The organism is Aequorivita sp. Q41, assembly GCF_039831855.1.
GTDB lineage: Bacteria > Bacteroidota > Bacteroidia > Flavobacteriales > Flavobacteriaceae > Aequorivita.
In genome coordinates this window covers 26,093-44,984 of the sequence record NZ_JBDPMS010000004.1, presented here as the reverse complement: position 1 = coordinate 44,984, position 18,892 = coordinate 26,093, and the positions used below count along the sequence as shown (strand labels likewise).

Sequence of the window (18,892 nt, the reverse complement as noted above, 5' to 3'; positions counted from 1 at the left end):
GGTGGTAACCAAAAGTATATTGAAAAAAAATTATTATAAAATTCAAATACCAAAGGATTAAAAATATTTATGAGAAACAATTTAAGCATTGCCATAAAGGCAGCAATAGAAGCAGGAATTGAAATACTAAAAGTCTATGGCACGAACTTCCAAGTTGAAGTTAAAGGAGATGAGTCGCCACTGACTCAAGCTGATAAGAATGCTAACGATATTATAAACCGATATTTACTACCTACAAAAATTCCAATTATTAGTGAGGAAAATAAACAATTAGACTATGAGCAACGGAAAGATTGGAGTCAATGCTGGGTGGTCGATCCTTTAGATGGTACTAAAGAATTTATTAAACGAAATGGAGAATTTACAGTTAATATAGCGCTTGTTAAAAATGGTGTTCCTATACTAGGTGTTATCTATGTTCCCGTAACTAAAACGCTTTATTTTACGACAGAAGATGCTACAAGCTCCAAAAAAATTATCCTTGAGTCTGAAAATATAGAAATTGACGCAATCTTTCAAAAAGCGATCGCAATAAAGCCTCAGATCGATAATGATATAATAAAGATTGTGGGTAGTAGATCCCATCTCAATGAGGATACTAAAAATTTTATAGACGATATTGAAAAAAACAATAAGGTAGAAATTGTAAGTAAGGGGAGTTCCTTAAAATTTTGTTTGGTTGCAGAAGGTTTAGCAAATATTTATCCACGTTTTGCACCGACGATGGAATGGGATACTGCTGCAGGAGATGCAATTTGTAGAGCGGTAGGTTTGCAAGTTATAGATCAATCTACTAACAAACCTTTGGTTTATAATAAAGAAAATTTATTAAATAACTATTTTTTGGTTAAAAGCTAATGTTAGGAAAATCCCAAAAAAGACATATTGCAAAAGCTATAACTTGGCGATTAGTAGGGACTATAGATACTATATTGATATCTTGGTTTATAACTGGTAATCCCTGGACGGGCTTGAAAATTGGATTAGCAGAGGTGCTAACAAAAATGATATTGTATTATTTCCATGAACGTGTCTGGTTTAAAATTAACTTAACAAAGGCTGGTATCATTAGAGAAAGTAGAGTGAGGCACATAGCAAAAACTATTACGTGGAGAGGTGTTGGAACGTTAGATACAATGTTGTTAGGTTGGTTGATAACAGGAAATCCATTATCGGGCCTTAAAATTGGAATGTCTGAACTCTTAACTAAAATGGTTCTATACTACTTACATGAACGGGTGTGGTATAGACTAAATTATGGTTTAAAAAATTGATGTGATTTTATGGAAAAAAACATACATAAATACGATTTTACAATTAATAAAGAAAACCGGAATAACCATAAAAAACATGGTTCACTTTTAATTTGGTTTACGGGCCTTTCGGGATCTGGAAAATCTACCATTGCTAATGCGGTAGAGCAAGCCCTATTCAATAAAGGTATTCATACTTATTTATTAGATGGAGACAATGTTCGTAAAGGAATCTGCTCCAACCTAACTTTTTCACAAGAAGACAGGTCTGAGAACATACGTAGAATAGGGGAAGTTGCTAATCTCATGATGGATGCCGGTTTGGTGGTCCTAGCCTCTTTCGTTTCCCCATACCGTGAAGATCGCGAAAGAGTTAAAAAAATTGCTGGTTATACAAATTTTGTGGAAGTCTTTGTTAATACGCCAATTGAAGAATGCGAAAAACGAGATGTAAAAGGGCTGTATAAAAAGGCTAGAACGGGTGAAATCACAAATTTTACTGGCGTTAATGCCCCCTATGAGTTACCTTTGGCCCCAGATATTGAAGTGGACACTACCCAATTAGATTTGGAAGCTATTGTAGATTTGATTATAAAACAAATACTTGGAAAAATACAAAAAAAATGAGTAAGTATTATTTAAATTATTTAGACGAATTGGAATCAGAAGCAATCTATATCCTTCGGGAAGTATGGGCGCAATTTCAAAATCCTGTAATTCTATTTTCAGGAGGTAAAGATTCAATCCTTATAACGCATTTAGCACGGAAAGCGTTTTACCCAGCCAAGATTCCTTTTCCTTTAATGCATGTAGATACGGGGCATAACTTTCCAGAAACTATTCAGTTCCGTGATGATTTAATTAAAGAATTAGGCGTACCCCTTATCGTGGGTTCTGTTCAAGAATCCATTGACTCAGGTAGGGTTGCTGAAGAAAAAGGAAAAAACGCTACTCGCAACGCGCTTCAAATTACAACTTTGCTTGATGCCTTAGAAAGTAATAAAGTAGACTGTGCTATTGGTGGTGGAAGACGCGATGAAGAAAAAGCTCGGGCCAAGGAACGCTTCTTTTCACACCGAGATGATTTCGGGCAATGGGATCCTAAAAATCAACGTCCCGAACTATGGAACTTACTTAACGGAAAATATTTTGAAGGGGAGCATTTCCGTGCTTTTCCAATAAGTAATTGGACCGAAATGGACGTTTGGAATTACATAAAACGTGAAAATATTCAAATACCATCATTGTATTTAGCGCACCAACGCCAAGTAGTATGGCGTAGCGATACTTGGATTCCTGTTTCAGAACATTTAAAATTAGAGGAAAACGAAAAAATTGAAACCAAAAAAATCCGTTTTAGAACCCTTGGAGATATTACTATTACTGGGGGAATAGAATCTGATGCAGATACATTAGAAAAAATTGCGGAAGAAGTTTCTGCTATGAGAATGACGGAGAGAGGAAATCGTTCAGACGATAAACGCTCTGAAACGGCAATGGAGGATAGAAAAAAACAAGGTTATTTTTAGGATTTCTTAACTAAACAAAAAATTATAAATTCAGAATAAATGATAGTAGATAACAATCAATTATTACGATTTACCACAGCTGGGAGTGTTGATGACGGTAAAAGCACATTAATAGGAAGACTGCTTTACGACTCAAAATCAATATTTGAAGATCAATTGACTGCTGTAGAAAATACAAGTAAGAAAAAAGGGCACGATAATATTGACCTTGCAATGTTTACAGATGGTTTAAAAGAGGAGCGTGAGCAAGGGATTACCATTGATGTGGCATATAGGTATTTTACAACTCCAAAAAGGAAATTTATTATAGCGGATACCCCAGGGCATATTCAATATACTCGAAATATGATAACGGGGGCTTCCACTGCTAATGCCGCTATTATTTTAGTCGATGCGCGACATGGAGTTATTGAGCAAACTAAAAGGCATTCCTTTATTGCTTCGCTTTTGCAAATACCACATTTAATAGTATGTATAAACAAAATGGACCTCGTAAACTATGACGAAGCAGTTTATAATGATATTGTGAGTCAATATGAAGAGTTGTCCTCAAAGCTTGTTACTAAAGACATCACTTACATTCCTATAAGTGCACTTTACGGCGATAATGTTGTTAATCGATCTGAAAACATGAAGTGGTATAAAGGCGCCGCTTTATTATACACCTTGGAAACGCTGCACATTACGAATGACCTTAACAAAATTGACGCCCGTTTTCCAGTTCAAACAGTCCTTCGTCCACAAAGAGAAGGTTTTATAGACTATCGAGGTTATGCAGGTAGAATAGCAAGTGGTGTTTTTAGAGTAGGGGATGAAATAATAGCACTTCCCTCTGGTTTTACCTCAAAGATAAAAAGTATTGATGGCTTTGAAAAGCAATACGATGAAGCTTATGTACCAATGTCTGTCTCCATAACTTTGGAAGATGACATAGATATAAGTAGAGGCGATATGATTGTTAGAACTAATAATAAGCCAGAAACATCACAGGAGTTTGATGTTATGTTGTGTTGGATGAGTAATAAACCTTCTCAACCAAGAGCAAAATATACTATTTGCCATACAGAAAATTTGCAAAAAGCTATGATTAAAAGCGTTTTGTACAAGGTGGATATCAATACATACGATCGTATTAAAGACGAAGACACTTTTGAGATGAACGAAATAGGGCGGGTAACCATTAGAACCACCAAGCCATTAATGATAGATTCCTATGGTACTAATCGTACAACTGGAAGTATAATTTTGATAGATGATAATACCAATGAGACTGTTGCGGCAGGAATGATAGTGTAATTGAAACAATTCAATTTTATACTTTTTTAAAATGAAAATAAAAAATATTTGTTGTATTGGAGCTGGATACGTTGGTGGACCAACAATGTCAGTACTTGCACTAAAAAACCCAAATATAAAAGTCACGGTAGTTGATGTTAATGAAAGTCGGATTGCGGCCTGGAATGATCCAGATTTAACTAAGTTACCAATTTACGAACCTGGTTTAAAAGAAGTCGTTCAAGAAGCAAGAGGCCGCAATTTATTTTTTAGTACGGAAGTAGAAAAAGCAATTGAAGATTCAGAAATGATATTTATCTCTGTCAATACTCCTACCAAGACCTACGGAAAAGGAAAAGGAATGGCTGCAGATTTAAAATATATTGAATTATCTGCTAGACAAATTGCAAAAGTTGCCACTTCAGATAAAATAGTAGTAGAAAAATCTACACTACCTGTTAGAACAGCACAGGCCATAAAGGATATTTTAGATAATACAGGTAATGGCGTTAAATTCCAAATTCTTTCTAATCCAGAATTCTTAGCGGAAGGTACTGCGGTTGAAGATTTATTAAATCCTGATCGTGTTTTAATTGGAGGAGAAGAAAGTGAAGAAGGAAAAGAAACAATAGCTGCCTTGGTGCAAATTTATGCTTCGTGGATTCCACAAAACCAAATCCTTACAACAAATGTGTGGTCATCAGAACTTTCAAAATTAGTTGCAAATGCATTTCTTGCACAACGGGTTTCTTCAATCAATGCTATTTCAGAGTTATGTGAGGTAACAGGAGCTGATGTAAGTGAGGTTAGCAAAGCGATTGGAATGGATAGTAGAATAGGACCAAAATTCTTAAAAGCTTCAGTAGGTTTTGGAGGCTCATGTTTTCAGAAAGATATATTAAATCTTGTGTATATCGCTAAATCGTATGGTTTGAATGAAGTTGCTGATTATTGGGAACAAGTGATCATTATGAATGATCATCAAAAAAATAGATTTGCCGAAAACATTGTTACTAAGCTATATAATACCGTCTCAGGAAAAAAGATAGCATTCTTAGGCTGGGCATTTAAGAAAGACACCAATGATACTCGTGAGTCTGCTGCAATTTATGTAGCTGATGCCTTGCTAAATGAAGAAGCAGAGATTACTATATACGACCCTAAGGTAGATGAAGAAAGAATTTATGCAGATTTAGATTATTTAAATACCAGAAGTTCAGCAGAAAATAGAAGATTAGTAAAAGTAGTTACGGATCCTTATAGTGCTTGTAATAATGCGCATGCCATTGCTGTGTTAACAGAGTGGGATGAATTTAAAGCATACGATTGGCAAAAAATATATAACGCTGCTGTTAAGCCTGCTTTTGTTTTTGACGGGAGAAAGATTTTGGACGGTGATATGATGACAAGTATTGGCTTTCAACATTCAGCAATAGGAATAGGAAATAATAATTAATTGGTATGAAAATATTAGTTACAGGAGCGGCGGGGTTTATAGGCTATCATTTATGTGAGAAGCTACTTTCTTTGGGGCATACTGTTGTGGGATTAGATAATATTAATGATTATTATGATACTAATTTAAAATTTGCTCGTCTTAAAAATTTAGGGATTGCAGAAAGCCGTATTAAATACAATAAGAATGTGGTGAGTGAACTGCACCATGAGCAGTTCATTTTTATACAGATGAATTTAGAAGATCAAAACAATCTTCCTCTACTTTTTGAAAACAATACATTCAGCATGGTATGTAACCTTGCAGCCCAAGCTGGTGTTCGCTACAGCATTGAGCAACCAATGAAATACGTTGAAAGTAATATAGTAGGTTTTGTAAACTTGTTAGAATGCGTTCGGCACGCCAAGGTTGAAAAACTCGTTTATGCCAGTAGTTCTAGTGTATATGGCATGAACGATAAAATACCGTTTTCTGTTGAAGATAATGTAGATCATCCTATTAGCATGTATGCGGCTACAAAAAAAAGTAATGAATTAATGGCGTATACCTATAGCCATTTGTTTGGCATAGCAACAATAGGCCTTCGTTTTTTTACAGTTTATGGGCCTTGGGGAAGACCAGATATGGCAATGTTTCTATTTACCGATGCTATTTTAAATGATAAACCTATTAAGGTTTTTAATGAGGGCAATCTGTCAAGAGATTTCACCTATATTGATGATATTATTAACGGAGTGGTTGCTACTATGCTTACCAAACGGGACGAAAAACCAACCCATTCAATATATAATATAGGCAACAGCAAACCAGTTAAACTATTAGATTTTATAGAAGCTATAGAAAAAGAAACTGGTAAAGTGGCTCAAAAAAATATGATTTCAATGCAACCTGGTGATGTTATGCAAACTTGGGCAGATACTTCAGCATTGTCAAAAGATTTCAACTACGAACCAACCACTTCGATCCAAGACGGAATACGTAGTTTTGTGAGTTGGTATAAAATGTTTTATTAAAAAAAACCTGACTGAAACTATATTTTAGTTGAAGTATAAACAATTGTGAGGTAGCTTGAAAGTAATATTTATAATCAAACTTAATTCATTTAACGAATGTTTTTAAAAAAAATAATAAAAAAAATAATTTCAGAATACAGGTCTTTAACATGGAAGAGAAGATCTCTTCCAGATTTTTTAATTGTTGGAGCTCAAAAAGCAGGAACGACAAGTTTATTTTATTACCTATCTCAACATCCTCAAATTGTTTCACCCTATAAAAAGGAGGTTCATTATTTTGATGGAGGGTTAAATCCTAAGGTTGATACTTATAAAAAAGGTGAAAAATGGTATAGATCTAATTTTCCATTAAAACCAAAATCTAAGAAAATTAAAACTTTTGAAGCTTCTCCGTTATATCTTTTTAATCCTTTGGCTCCAAAAAGAATTAAAGAGTTATTACCTAATGTAAAGATAATAATACTGCTTAGAGATCCTGTAGAGCGAGCAATCTCACAGTATCATCATGAAAATAAAAAAGAAGAATGGGATAATTCTCCTATTGTGAAAGCAATGCAAATGGAGGAGGAAAGAATGAAAACAGCACTTGAGTCTAAAGACTATAAAAGTAAAGAGTTTATTAAATATTCATATAAAGCTAGAGGAAAGTATGCAGAACAAATTGAAAGATATTTTATGCTTTTCCCAAAAAGCAATATACTCATTCTTGAAAGTGACCAATTTTTTCAGAAACCCCAAGAAGTTTTAAAGAAAATTTTGAGCTTTGTGGAAGTGGATGATCAATATGAATTTAAAAATTTAACCCCTAAGAATACAGGTAAGTATAAAGCTGAGAATGTAAATGATGAAGTGAAAAATTATTTAAAAAACTATTTTAATGAGTCTAATAAGGAATTATATGAATTATTAGGCAAAGACTTTAATTGGTAGTTATTTTATTTAATATGAAAAAAATGAAGATTCTTTATATACTGTCTGATGTTAGATCTGGCTCTACTTTACTTGAAAATATTTTTTCCTCTGCCAATCATATAAAGTCTGTTGGTGAATTATGTTATTTGGGTAGTTACTTAAATAAATGGTCTGTTGGAGAGTCAACGAACTGGAAGTGTTCATGTGGAAAAGATTTTCAAGATTGTGAATATTGGAAAAATGTGCTTGATTTGTTAAAAGAGAAAGGACACTCAAAAATTACAGACACAAAAATTATAAAGACATTTAATACTTTTCATACACGTGTCAATATTACTGATTTTAATAAAAACAAAGAAATTGTTAAATTATTAAACGATGTTTATACAACTGTATTTGATTTAGATGAATGTGAAATTATAGTTGACTCTTCTAAAGATGAGTCGCAGTTATTAGCTTTGTATAAACAAATAGATTTTGATATAAAAGTTGTATATATCAAAAGAGATATTCGAGCGGTAACATCATCAAAATTGAAATGGTCGATTAAACGAGAAAAGAAAAAAATCAATAAGTTTAAAATTTTAATTCTTTCTAAATTAAAAACTTTCCGTCAAAAATCTGTTTTAAAACACGTTGATGATAAGGATAAAATTTTTATTAAATATGAAGAATTGGCTCGTTATCCTCAAGAAACTATAAATCAAATTACTCAAAAATTTAATTTAGAAAAGATAAAAGTTCCTGAGTATATGGAACAAAGAGACGAACATGCAATTGCCGGAACACCAAACCGTTCTAAAAAAAGAAAAATTCAATATGATGATTCTTGGGTAATCGAATCAAAAAAGAACTTTTTATTTCATATAGTTGGTAATTTTTTCGATAGGATATGAGTGTTTTTAAACAAATTAAAAATGGTGGTTTATGGAGTGCACTCGAAACTGGCGGTATGATTCTTTGCCAGTTTTTGTATATAATCTTTATGGCAAGATTTCTCGATAAAGCTGATTTTGGTTTGATGGCTATTGTCAATGCAATATTGAATATAGGTAGTATTATTACAGACGGAGGAATGGGGGCGGCATTGATTCAAAAACAAGGAATTACAAATAAACATAAAAATGCAGCACTTCAAGGAGGTTTTTTATTAGGTTCCATATTTTTTCTAACTTTTTTACTTGGAGCAGAACAGATTGCTCATTTTTTTAACAATGCACAACTACCTAATCTTTTACGAGTCAGTGCTATAAGTTTTATTTTCTTATCACTTAGTAGTGTGTCTTTAAACTTATTATATAAGACCTTCAACTTCCGTTATACATCAATAGTTGCGTTAATTTCAATATTTGTCGGTTATACTATAGGTGTTATAATGGGGTTTTATGGATATGGTGTTTGGTCTTTGGTTTTTGCTTCATTAACCGTTACTCTATTAAAAACAATAGGATATTTTTATTTTGCACCTATTAAAATTAAATATGGTTTTTATTTTAAAGAGTGGAAAGAATTGTTTGGATTTGGTTCTGGTATGATTTTATTAAAATTTAGTACTTATTTAAGTAATGGAGGAGTTAATTTACTTTTAGCAAAAACACTTCCGGTGAGTACATTAGGGGTTTTTGAAAGAAGTTCTCAGATTAAATCTTTACCTAGTAAGCATTTAGGAGATATATTAAATAAAGTAATGTTTCCTATTATGTCTCAAATTCAAGATGAGAAAGAAAGGCTTTTTAAAGTGTTCTATTATGGGTTAGGAATCAGTAACTCCATTTTATTTCCATTGACCCTTTATCTTGTTTACTTTAGTAACGAAATTGTTAATATTATGTTGGGAGACAAGTGGACAGAGGCCGTAATTCCCTTGCAAATTATGTTTTTAGTTTTGCCATTTGCGATATCCAATCGAATGGCAGATTCTGCGATTAGAGCTAAAGGCTTAATTTATAAAAATGTAGTTAGAAAGTGTATTTATATTGTAGTATTATTATCGTCTACATTTATATTAGGATATTACTATGGGATTATAGGGGCTGCCATTGCTGTAACTGGAAGTTATATTTTTAATTACCTTCTAATGATTCACTTAATTAAAAAAATCTTTAAAAAGACATTTAAAGAAATTTTTTATGTATCGTTAAGAGAATCATTAAGACTGACTTTTTTGGTAGGAATACTTCTTTTACTTTATCATTTTACTGTTCAGTACTTTACTATAAATTATTTAATAACTTTTTCTGTTTTTTCAATTTTAATGGTTATCTCTGTAGGAGGATTAGTTCTTACAAAACCCAAGTTTTTTGGTACGTTTATCAATGATTTAGTTATATCATTCAAAAAGAAAAAAATAAAGAAATTGTAAGTAAAGAGTTTAATTTAGTTCTATGAAGATTCTTCTAATTAGTAGTTATCCAAATAATCACCATAATAGTCGTTCTATTTTTGTTTATCGATTAATGCAATCATTAGCAAACTTAGGGTGTACAATTGTAGTAGTTTCTCCTGAAAATTGGCGGGATAAAAATAAAGAATATGTTAAGCAACCAGGTGATCAGGAATACGGCTATGAAGCGGCAACAGTTTATCGCCCAAAATATTTTGATTTTCCAAACCGAATTAGAATAGGAAAATACTCCTTAGGAAGATTTAATACAATTCCCCATAAAAAAGCAGTTTATAAAACACTTAAAAACTTAGATTTTAAACCTGATATTATTTATTCGCATTTTTTATACCGATCTGGTCCCGCAGCGATTATGGCAGCAAAACATTTTAATGTCCCAGCCGTTGTCGCTTTAGGAGAATCATCTATGGAAAAACATGAAAGTATCTTTGGGAAAAAAAATATGCGAAAGCTTATTAATCAATTTTCAGGTATTATAAGTGTTTCCCATAAGAATAAAAACTATTGTGTAGAAGAATTGTGTGTGCCACATGATAAAATACAAGTATTTCCTAATACGGTAAATCATGAAGTCTTTTATCCTCGGGATAAATTTGAAATGAGAAAAAAATACAAGCTCCCACACGATAAGTTTATTGTCGCTTTTACGGGTCATTTTATAGAACGTAAAGGACCATTACGTGTATTGGAAGCAATCAATGGGTTAAATGATGATATCGGAGCGGTATTTATTGGAAGTGGCAAACAAGAACCTATTGGAGAAAAAGTATTATTTAAAGGAAAGGTTACCCATAAACAAGTAGGAGAGCTTTTGAGTGCGAGTGATGTTTTTGTTTTACCTACTACAAACGAAGGGTCTTGTAATGCGGTGGTAGAAGCTATGGCTTGTGGGTTGCCGATTGTGAGCTCCAATATTGAAGCTATCAACGAACAAGTAAGTCAAGATAATGGTATACTATGCCACCCTGAAAATATAACGGAAATAAGAAAGGCTATTCAAACATTATATACTGATAAAAAATTAATAGAGAAAAAAAGAATAGCGGCATTAAAAACTGCAAAATCCTCATCATTAGAAATTAGAGCAACGGGTATTTTAAATTTTTTAAAAAAACAAATCTGATGATTGATTTATCATGAAGAAAAATTTGGCATATAAAATAAAGATTATTAGTCTTTGCTTATTTGTATTCTCATTGGGAATAGAATATTGGGATCCTTTTGGTTTTCGTAATATTTTTACAATAACAAAGTTTGCAGGACTGTTATATGCTTTCTTCTCTTTTTTTGATATTAAAAGAAATTTTGCCATAACCAAACAAAATAAGCTATTGGTTTATAGCAGTTTAATTTTATGGTTTTGGTTAACCTTTGTTACTTTAATAAGTTCATCTTTGATTGGTGAAGACATATTTTTATTTCTGGGAGTTTTACAGGTTATAATCCTATTTTGGCTAGTGTTTAATGATGTAATGAATAATCCCAAAGTTCGAAATTATGTTTTTTTATCTTTTATTTCAGGAATTGTTTTCATCTCAATATTACTCTCTTTTGGAATAGGAATAGAAGATAATAAAGGAGACCTTATTAATGATATAGATAACACTCGAATATATTTTATGGGAATGAATCCCAATAGAATTGGCGATTTAGCAGCTATTGCAGTTTTATTAGTTTTTTCGATTGTTTTTTCAGGGAAAAATAGCAATAAACTGAGGTATTTGTTATTAATAACTATACCCAGTCTCTTATCAATTATTGGTTTTAGTGGATCGCGAGGTTCTTTTATTCTTGTTTTCTTAGGATTAGGTGTTTTTTTTATGTTAAAAAAGAGCAAGGCTTTTCAGAAAATTTTATTTATAATAATAGGAGTGGTTTCTGGGGTTCTTATCAATAATTTCATGAGTAATTTTGACCTTCTTCAGAAAAGACTAGCAAGTAGTTTAAATAGCGGAGAAGCAGGAGGTAGGATTGAAATATGGGAAGATGTATTTAATATAATACAAGAAAATCTAATTTTTGGAGTAGGACATGGAGGCTATGGTTTTAAAATGGCTCAGATATATGGTGTGCCTAAAGACTCCCATAATTTGTTTTTATTTGTTTGGGCTGTTGGTGGTACAATTGGATTGGTTATTTTATTAATTTTCTATACAAAAGTTTTTAAAAACAGTTGGTTTAATTTAAGAATAAACGGTGACGCTACGAATATGATGATTCTTGCTGCTGCATTATTAATTGTTTTTAAATCTGGAGGGGCAATTGATTTAAAAGTGATTTGGCTTATGCTTGCTTGCATTACTGCTGTTGAATATAGTAGTGGTTCTTTTAGGAAAAAATTAAATAATATATAATCATACATAAAAACAATAAGCGTATCATTAACTCAACAAGCTTATATAAGCTCCGTTACTAATTATGAAAAACAAACAAATATTATATATACCAGGACAAGATATTTCTATCGACGATGGTTCTGGAATTAATGAAAGAAATTTTGTAAATACACTGCTAGCTAATGAGGTTAATGTATTGATACCAAAACCTGCCAATACTACTATATTATCAAATACAACTGCTTATAAAAACCTACATAGTACTAGTTGTACTATAAGTAAGAAAAATCCTTTTATGTACTTATATTATATTTACCAACAAATTGGTGATATAAAACGAATTGTTAAAGAAAATGATATAGCTATAGTTATATTTAGATTGGGATTTTTTCCATTAGATATTCTTTATGTAAAGAAAATATTAAAGAAAAGAGTGTTTTTAAAACACTTAACTTTCTTAAGCTCCTCTCAAAAACAAAACGTACAACTAAAAATTGTAGGTGTTATAAGATCGCTATTTGTAAGAAAAAGTTTGATAGATGGATGCGATACTCCTTCGTATATGACTAAGCAGTATGTTCAAAAATATTATAAGCTAAATAATATTCACATAGCTAAAAATGGCACCCCAAAAATTGAGGTAAACAGGATAGAACTATCTAAAAGAAAAGATTATATCTATATAGGAAGATTAAGTAATGCTAGAAATACACCTTATTTATTGGAATCATTTTCTAAATCTAATAAAAGTATAGATATTTTTGGGTTTGGTGAATTGGAAGATCTAACTATTGAATATTCCAAGAAATACGAAAACATTAATTTTCATGGCAAAGTAGCATATAATGAAATAATAAAAATTTTACCAAATTATAAATTTGGTATAGATTTAACCTATGTTCAGACTGAATTTGGCAAAGCTTCTTATTCCCAAAAAATAGCACAATATTTAGCGTATGGGTTAAACGCTATAGTGGTTGATTGTCCCGACAATATGTTTATTAAAGAAAATGATTGTGGTGTTTTATTTGACCCTGAAAAAGGGGACTTAGATACCCTTCTCAATCATATAGAATATCAGCGTTTTGATCCTTTGGCTATTGGAAAGTATATATATGCAGATGAGATAGTACAAAGTTTAATACAGTTTTGGAAAAAATGATACTATATATAGCAGGCTATGGGCGAAGTGGTTCAACACTTTTGGATATCATTCTTTCAAACGCAAAAGACGGATTTACCTTAGGGGAAATAAGTAATATATTTAATGAAAAAATTAAAGTTACCGATCCCTTTTACGCCGATATTTTTTTTCGGACCTGTGCCGAACTCAATCTTTCTGATTCTGAAATTAAGAAAATAGAAATGTCCGATAAGCTATTCCATGATTACAGTTCGAAATATGGTTCTTTTTGGAATCATTTTCTCAAGAACATAAAAGAGAAGCAGGAAGTAGAATACTTTATAGATTCTTCAAAAACAACTTGGCATACTTTTTTAAGACCGTATCATTTAGCTAAATCTGGTTTTGATGTCAGAATTATATTTCTAAAGGCATCTTATAAAAAAGTATGGCTATCTGCATTAAAAGGCTCAAATAAATCTCTTACCTCCAATAATGCACCTATAAAAAAAAATTATGTTTTTGCATTTAGAACTCTTATTTCTAAGTTTTTAATCGATTTACTTACGAGTTTATATTATATAAAAAATAAAAATAAGTACTGCAAGCTTAGTTATGAGGACTTGATTGCTGACCCGCTGAAGACCATTCAATTAATTTCCAAAGAAATTGAAGTTAACTTTATTGACCTTGATGATAAGATTAAACGAAATGAATTCTTAATCAAAGGAGGTTATCTTGGAAATCGACTTAGAAAACAAGGGGCTTATATTAAAATAAAGACTGCTAATTAAATTTTATATAAAAAAGGTTTTTAGTGATCCATACACTTTAAATTATCAATATAATTTTAATGTTTAATTTATTGTATTTAATAAGAATTTTGTGAAGAAAAAAAAACTCATTCGTATTACCACTGTCCCTGCTTCTCTTGATATACTTCTTGAAGGACAGATTGAGTATATGCAAAATTATTTTGAGGTCTGTGCTATTTCATCTGATAACAATACTTTAACAGCTTTAGGGAAGTCTAAAGGATATACAACCCATCACGTGGAAATGACTCGGAAGATAACGCCACTTTCCGACCTTAAAGCGGTTTATAAACTTTATAAATTTTTTAATAAGGAAAAACCTTTCATTGTTCATACCCACACTCCTAAAGCTGGGATTGTAGGGATGATGGCAGCTTGGATGGCTAACGTACCACATCGACTGCATACAGTTGCTGGCTTGCCTCTTATGGAGGCGACAGGCCCTAAGAGAGTACTGCTTAACTTAATAGAAAAGCTTACATACAGCTATGCCACGAAAGTTTATCCAAATTCCAAAGGGCTTTTTGATTTTATAATTTCTGAGAATTTAGCCAAACCAACTAAACTCAAAATAATTGGAGAAGGAAGTAGTAATGGGATTGATACGCAATATTTTGATCCTACGCCCTTTGTTTCTATGAGAAACTCTCTTCGTCAAGAGCTTGCTATTTCACAAGATGATTTTGTATATGTTTTTGTAGGTAGACTTGTAGGAGATAAAGGTATCAATGAATTGATATCTGCATTTCAAAATTTAAACTCACGACCTACTTCAAACCTCTCAAAATTAGTATTAGTAGGACCATTTGAAACTGAATTAGACCCATTAAAAGCTGAAACATTGCTAGCGATTCAGGCTAACCCAAATATTGTTTCTGTCGGTTTTCAAAGGGATGTCCGGCCATACTTTGCCATAGCAGATGCCTTGGTCTTTCCTAGTTACCGTGAAGGCTTTCCTAATGTGGTAATGCAGGCGGGAGCAATGGGCTTACCCTCAATTGTATCGGATATTAATGGATGTAACGAAATAATAATTCCTGATGTAAATGGAATACTTATACCTTCCAAAAGTACTAAAGCATTAGAAGAAGCAATGCGCACCATACTGGAGGACACAAACCTATATCGAGAATTAAAAAATAATGCTAGAGTACAAATAACAAGTCGCTTTCAAAGGCAACAAATTTGGGAGGCGTTATTATTAGAATATAAATCTTTTCTTCGGAAAAATTAAATTGAAATATTCTAAATTTGTAAAGCCAACCTTTATCCTTATTTTCGTATATAAAACCAAAAGCCTTGATTTACCAAAAGATAATTAAACCCTTTTTCGATTTTTCTTGCTCTCTTCTGGGCTTAATTATAGTATCTCCTATCTTTATAATTGTGATGATAAGCCTTGCCTTGTCAAATCAAGGAAAACCTTTCTTTTTTCAAGAACGCCCTGGTAAAAAAGGAAAAATATTTAAAATTATCAAGTTCAAATCGATGAACGATAAGAAAGATGTGCACGGAAATTTGCTTTCGGATGCTGAAAGACTAACTCCCATTGGTGCTTTGGTTCGTAAAACATCACTTGACGAAATTCCTCAATTGCTGAATGTGTTAAAAGGAGATATGAGTCTAATTGGACCAAGACCATTATTAGTTCATTATCTCCCCCTTTATTCTGAGTTTCAAAGTAGACGGCATAATGTAAAACCAGGGATTACTGGGTGGGCACAAGTAAATGGAAGAAATATTGCAAAATTTAGCAAGCGGTTTGAATATGATGTTTGGTATGTTGATAATTTGTCTTTTAAACTTGATGTTAAGATATTTGTTATGACTATCAAGAAAGTTTTTAAATCTGATGGGATGATAAATGGACAGGATATTAAAGATGTTGATGATTTAAAATTTAATGAATTTTAAAGTTCAATCTCAGCGTTTTTTAAAATTAATTAAACTTTAATTAAAATAATATTATGAGAGTATTTCTTAGAGCGTTCAATAAAACAGATAGTGAAATCATTTATCCTTGGTTATGCGACCAAGAAGTTTTGTCACTAACTGGTGGGAATTCTTATTTTGCTTCAAAAGATTATGTAGATAAGTGGACAGAAAATAAAATATTTAATACGAAAGATTATTATTTGGCTATATGTCTAAATGAAACCCAGGAAATGATTGGATATTTGAGTATTAATGATATTGATCATCAAAATAGAAAAGCTGTTTGGGGTGGATTATTAATCGGCAATAAAAATTATTGGGGAAAAGGAATTGCTACAGAAGCAGCAACATTGATGTTAAAGTTTGTTTTTGAAGAATTAAACGTTAATTTATTTTGGGCTTTTTGGTTGGAAGAACATACTGCATCTATCAAATTAGGGGAAAAATTGGGGTTTAAAAAAATTGGTATTTTACCTCAAAGTCTATTTAAAGCTGGAAAATTTCACAATCAATGCCTAATGTATATTTTGAAAGAAGATTATATCCAAAATCCCGAGTAACGTTTTCAAATCAAAATAAATAAATATAGCTGTATGAAAATTAAAGAATATGGTTCCGATTTTCATTATATTGATTCAGAAAAATGGAGGGCTGTAAATACTATTAATTCATTTTTTGCGGAGAATGATTTAAATTTATACTATTCTGGAAGGGCAGCCCTATATGCTATTTTGGAAACAGGAATAAAGAATAATGGATGGCATACCCTCGCAATTCCTTCATATTATTGTCATGAAGTAATAAATTTCATCAAGCCCCTTTCCATAACAATTGAATATTATGAAATTACTCCATTTAAAGAAATTGAGTTTAACATAGAAAATTGGGAAGATAGTGCACAAACTGCAGTTTTAATAGTGGATTATTTTGGAGTAGATAAAATAGATTATTCCCAATTAAAAAATTCAATTATTATTGAAGATTTTACACACAATATCGAATTTTTTAAAAAAAGTAAAGCAGACTATTGTTTTGGATCATTAAGGAAAGCCTTACCAATTCCAGTAGGTGGGTTTTGTTATTTTGGAAATAGTAAACCAGTAGCGATAGCTCCCTCTAATTTGCAGGCAGATTCTGAGACAATGGCTAGGTTTTCTGCGATGTATTTAAAAAATCAATTTTTAAAAGGGACATTTGCGAATAAAGATTTTTTTAGAAAACTATACGCTTCAACGGAGGAAAATTTTACTCATAATTTTGCTTATTCTTCTCTTCCAAATAGTGCAAAAGATTATCTTAATTCCCTTTTAGTACAAGAAATTTTTGACGCAAAGAAAAAAAACTTGTCCCTAGCAAAATCATTACTTCAACAAAATGATTCCTTTGAATTAATGTCTAGTAAAGACAATACCGATTTTGCGTTAACATTAAAATTTAATGATTCAGAAATAAGAGATTCTTTTAAAAGTTATTTAATAAATCATAATATATTTCCCATTGTTTTATGGCCTAACCAATTTATAGCGGCCAATAAACAATTTGAACAAACAATTTTATTTATTCACGTTGATTTTCGTTATAATAAAGAAGATATAACAACAATTATCAACATAATTAATCACTATTTTGATAAAGTATAACTTTCAAGTTATTAAAGCTAATTCCAACGAATGGAATGATACCCTAAAAAAAAGTCATGAATTTGACTTTTACCATACTGAATTCTACCATAGCCTAGAAAAGGATGGGACTCCGATTATGTTATTGGTTAGTAGTGGTGAAGATTTTATAAGCTTACCTTTAATTATTCGAAATATCCAAGATTCTGAATATTTAGATGCAACTTCGGTTTATGGATATTGCGGCCCTATCGCTAATAAACCCATAGAAGCTATTGATTTTGATTTTCTAACTTTTTTTAAAAATGAGGTGCTTAATTATTTTAAGCAAGAAAATATTATCTCCGTCTTTTCACGGTTACACCCTTTAATTGCTCAAAAAAATATATTTATTGACTTTGGTGATTTGGTTGAATTAAACAAAACCGTTTCCATAGATTTAACTATTCCTGTTGATGAACAACGTCGCATTTATAGAAAATCGTTAAAATCTGAATTGAACCAGTTAAGACGCTTTGGTTATACTGTTGAGGAGCCTAAGGATAAATTTGAAATAGATGCTTTTATTGAAATTTATAATTCCACAATGGATAAATTAGAAGCTTCTGAGGGGTATTATTTTAGTAATGAATACTTTCACTCCTTTCTAAAGAATAAAGACTTTGAAAGCAAACTTCTCTTAGCAAAATTCGAAGGAGTAATTGTTGCTGGAGCCATCTTTACTATAGTAGGTGGTATTATGCAATACCACTTAGCAGGTACAAAGCAAGAATTCATTCAAAAAGCTCCAATGAAATTAATTTTGGATGAAGCTCGTCTATTGGGTACTTCATTAGGTCTAAAATATTTACACCTGGGAGGTGGTGTTGGAGGAGAAGATACAGATTCGCTTTTTAGGTTTAAAACAGCTTTTTCGAAAAATTTCCATCAATTTTCAGTATGGAAAATGGTTGTAGATAAAGAAAAATATCAAGAATTGGTGATAAAAAAAGCGTTGAATGATTCGGACAGTGGCTTTTTTCCTTTATATCGTCTCTCTACTTAAAAAAGCACAGTAAGGCAATAGAGATTATTAAACGTGGTATTGTAGTTGTGTTTTGTTATAATTATTACAATCAACCCATTAACGATATTTATAGCACATGCCAATAGCTATAGTATCTATAAGTAGTATTGAAGCCCGGATTAAAAATTGAGATATCTGAAGACAGGAGAGTACTTA

General features: G+C 31.6%; 19 protein-coding genes. All 19 read left to right on the top strand.

What is annotated here, in order from left to right; translation table 11 throughout:
- Positions 1-69: 69 nt before the first annotated feature.
- The 19 genes from cysQ to ABJ955_RS12680 all read left to right on the top strand — a co-directional run bounded on the left by cysQ (position 70) and on the right by ABJ955_RS12680 (position 18,715).
- Entirely contained in the window at positions 70-858 is a 789-nt protein-coding gene (gene cysQ, locus ABJ955_RS12770; RefSeq protein WP_347375020.1) for a 3'(2'),5'-bisphosphate nucleotidase CysQ, read from the top strand.
- Positions 858-1,274, top strand: coding sequence for a DUF2061 domain-containing protein (locus ABJ955_RS12765; protein ID WP_347375019.1), 417 nt, complete (start codon positions 858-860; stop codon positions 1,272-1,274). Before cysQ ends, ABJ955_RS12765 begins: the two co-directional genes overlap by 1 nt.
- 9 nt (positions 1,275-1,283) lie before the next feature.
- On the top strand, positions 1,284-1,880 hold the full coding sequence (gene cysC / locus ABJ955_RS12760) for an adenylyl-sulfate kinase (RefSeq protein ID WP_347375018.1): 597 nt from the start codon (positions 1,284-1,286) through the stop codon (positions 1,878-1,880).
- Positions 1,877-2,782 (top strand): sulfate adenylyltransferase subunit CysD, encoded by a 906-nt coding sequence (gene cysD / locus ABJ955_RS12755; protein ID WP_347375017.1) that lies wholly within the window; start codon positions 1,877-1,879, stop codon positions 2,780-2,782. Before cysC ends, cysD begins: the two co-directional genes overlap by 4 nt.
- A 39-nt stretch (positions 2,783-2,821) precedes the next feature.
- Positions 2,822-4,078: a GTP-binding protein gene (locus tag ABJ955_RS12750; protein ID WP_347375016.1), complete on the top strand. Its 1,257-nt coding sequence runs from the start codon at positions 2,822-2,824 to the stop codon at positions 4,076-4,078.
- A 31-nt stretch (positions 4,079-4,109) separates the two neighbouring features.
- Positions 4,110-5,513, top strand: a complete 1,404-nt coding sequence (locus ABJ955_RS12745) for a nucleotide sugar dehydrogenase (protein WP_347375015.1) — start codon at positions 4,110-4,112, stop codon at positions 5,511-5,513.
- Positions 5,514-5,518: 5 nt separating this feature from the next.
- Positions 5,519-6,526, top strand: a complete 1,008-nt coding sequence (locus tag ABJ955_RS12740; protein WP_347375014.1) for an NAD-dependent epimerase/dehydratase family protein — start codon at positions 5,519-5,521, stop codon at positions 6,524-6,526.
- A 96-nt stretch (positions 6,527-6,622) separates the two neighbouring features.
- Entirely contained in the window at positions 6,623-7,456 is an 834-nt protein-coding gene (locus ABJ955_RS12735; protein WP_347375013.1) for a sulfotransferase, read from the top strand.
- A 23-nt stretch (positions 7,457-7,479) separates the two neighbouring features.
- Positions 7,480-8,334 carry a sulfotransferase gene (locus ABJ955_RS12730; protein WP_347375012.1) on the top strand — a complete coding sequence of 285 codons (855 nt, stop codon included), beginning with the start codon at positions 7,480-7,482 and terminating at the stop codon, positions 8,332-8,334.
- Entirely contained in the window at positions 8,331-9,800 is a 1,470-nt protein-coding gene (locus tag ABJ955_RS12725; protein WP_347375011.1) for a lipopolysaccharide biosynthesis protein, read from the top strand. Before ABJ955_RS12730 ends, ABJ955_RS12725 begins: the two co-directional genes overlap by 4 nt.
- Before the next feature lie 22 nt (positions 9,801-9,822).
- Positions 9,823-10,965, top strand: a complete 1,143-nt coding sequence (locus tag ABJ955_RS12720; protein ID WP_347375010.1) for a glycosyltransferase — start codon at positions 9,823-9,825, stop codon at positions 10,963-10,965.
- A gap of 25 nt (positions 10,966-10,990) precedes the next feature.
- Positions 10,991-12,196: an O-antigen ligase family protein gene (locus ABJ955_RS12715; protein ID WP_347375009.1), complete on the top strand. Its 1,206-nt coding sequence runs from the start codon at positions 10,991-10,993 to the stop codon at positions 12,194-12,196.
- A gap of 64 nt (positions 12,197-12,260) precedes the next feature.
- Positions 12,261-13,340, top strand: a complete 1,080-nt coding sequence (locus ABJ955_RS12710; protein WP_347375008.1) for a glycosyltransferase — start codon at positions 12,261-12,263, stop codon at positions 13,338-13,340.
- Complete coding sequence (locus ABJ955_RS12705) at positions 13,337-14,095, top strand: hypothetical protein (protein ID WP_347375007.1); 759 nt, start codon at positions 13,337-13,339, stop codon at positions 14,093-14,095. The genes ABJ955_RS12710 and ABJ955_RS12705 overlap by 4 nt, the downstream gene beginning before the upstream one ends.
- 91 nt (positions 14,096-14,186) lie before the next feature.
- The gene (locus ABJ955_RS12700; protein WP_347375006.1) at positions 14,187-15,350 is read left to right on the top strand and encodes a glycosyltransferase family 4 protein; all 1,164 of its coding nucleotides are present in this window, start codon (positions 14,187-14,189) and stop codon (positions 15,348-15,350) included.
- A 68-nt stretch (positions 15,351-15,418) separates the two neighbouring features.
- Positions 15,419-16,030: a sugar transferase gene (locus ABJ955_RS12695; protein ID WP_347375087.1), complete on the top strand. Its 612-nt coding sequence runs from the start codon at positions 15,419-15,421 to the stop codon at positions 16,028-16,030.
- A gap of 53 nt (positions 16,031-16,083) precedes the next feature.
- Entirely contained in the window at positions 16,084-16,611 is a 528-nt protein-coding gene (locus ABJ955_RS12690) for a GNAT family protein (RefSeq protein WP_347375005.1), read from the top strand.
- Between the two features lie 33 nt (positions 16,612-16,644).
- Positions 16,645-17,691 (top strand): hypothetical protein, encoded by a 1,047-nt coding sequence (locus ABJ955_RS12685; RefSeq protein ID WP_347375004.1) that lies wholly within the window; start codon positions 16,645-16,647, stop codon positions 17,689-17,691.
- Positions 17,678-18,715: a GNAT family N-acetyltransferase gene (locus ABJ955_RS12680; RefSeq protein WP_347375003.1), complete on the top strand. Its 1,038-nt coding sequence runs from the start codon at positions 17,678-17,680 to the stop codon at positions 18,713-18,715. The genes ABJ955_RS12685 and ABJ955_RS12680 overlap by 14 nt, the downstream gene beginning before the upstream one ends.
- The last annotated feature ends 177 nt before the right edge of the window (positions 18,716-18,892 follow it).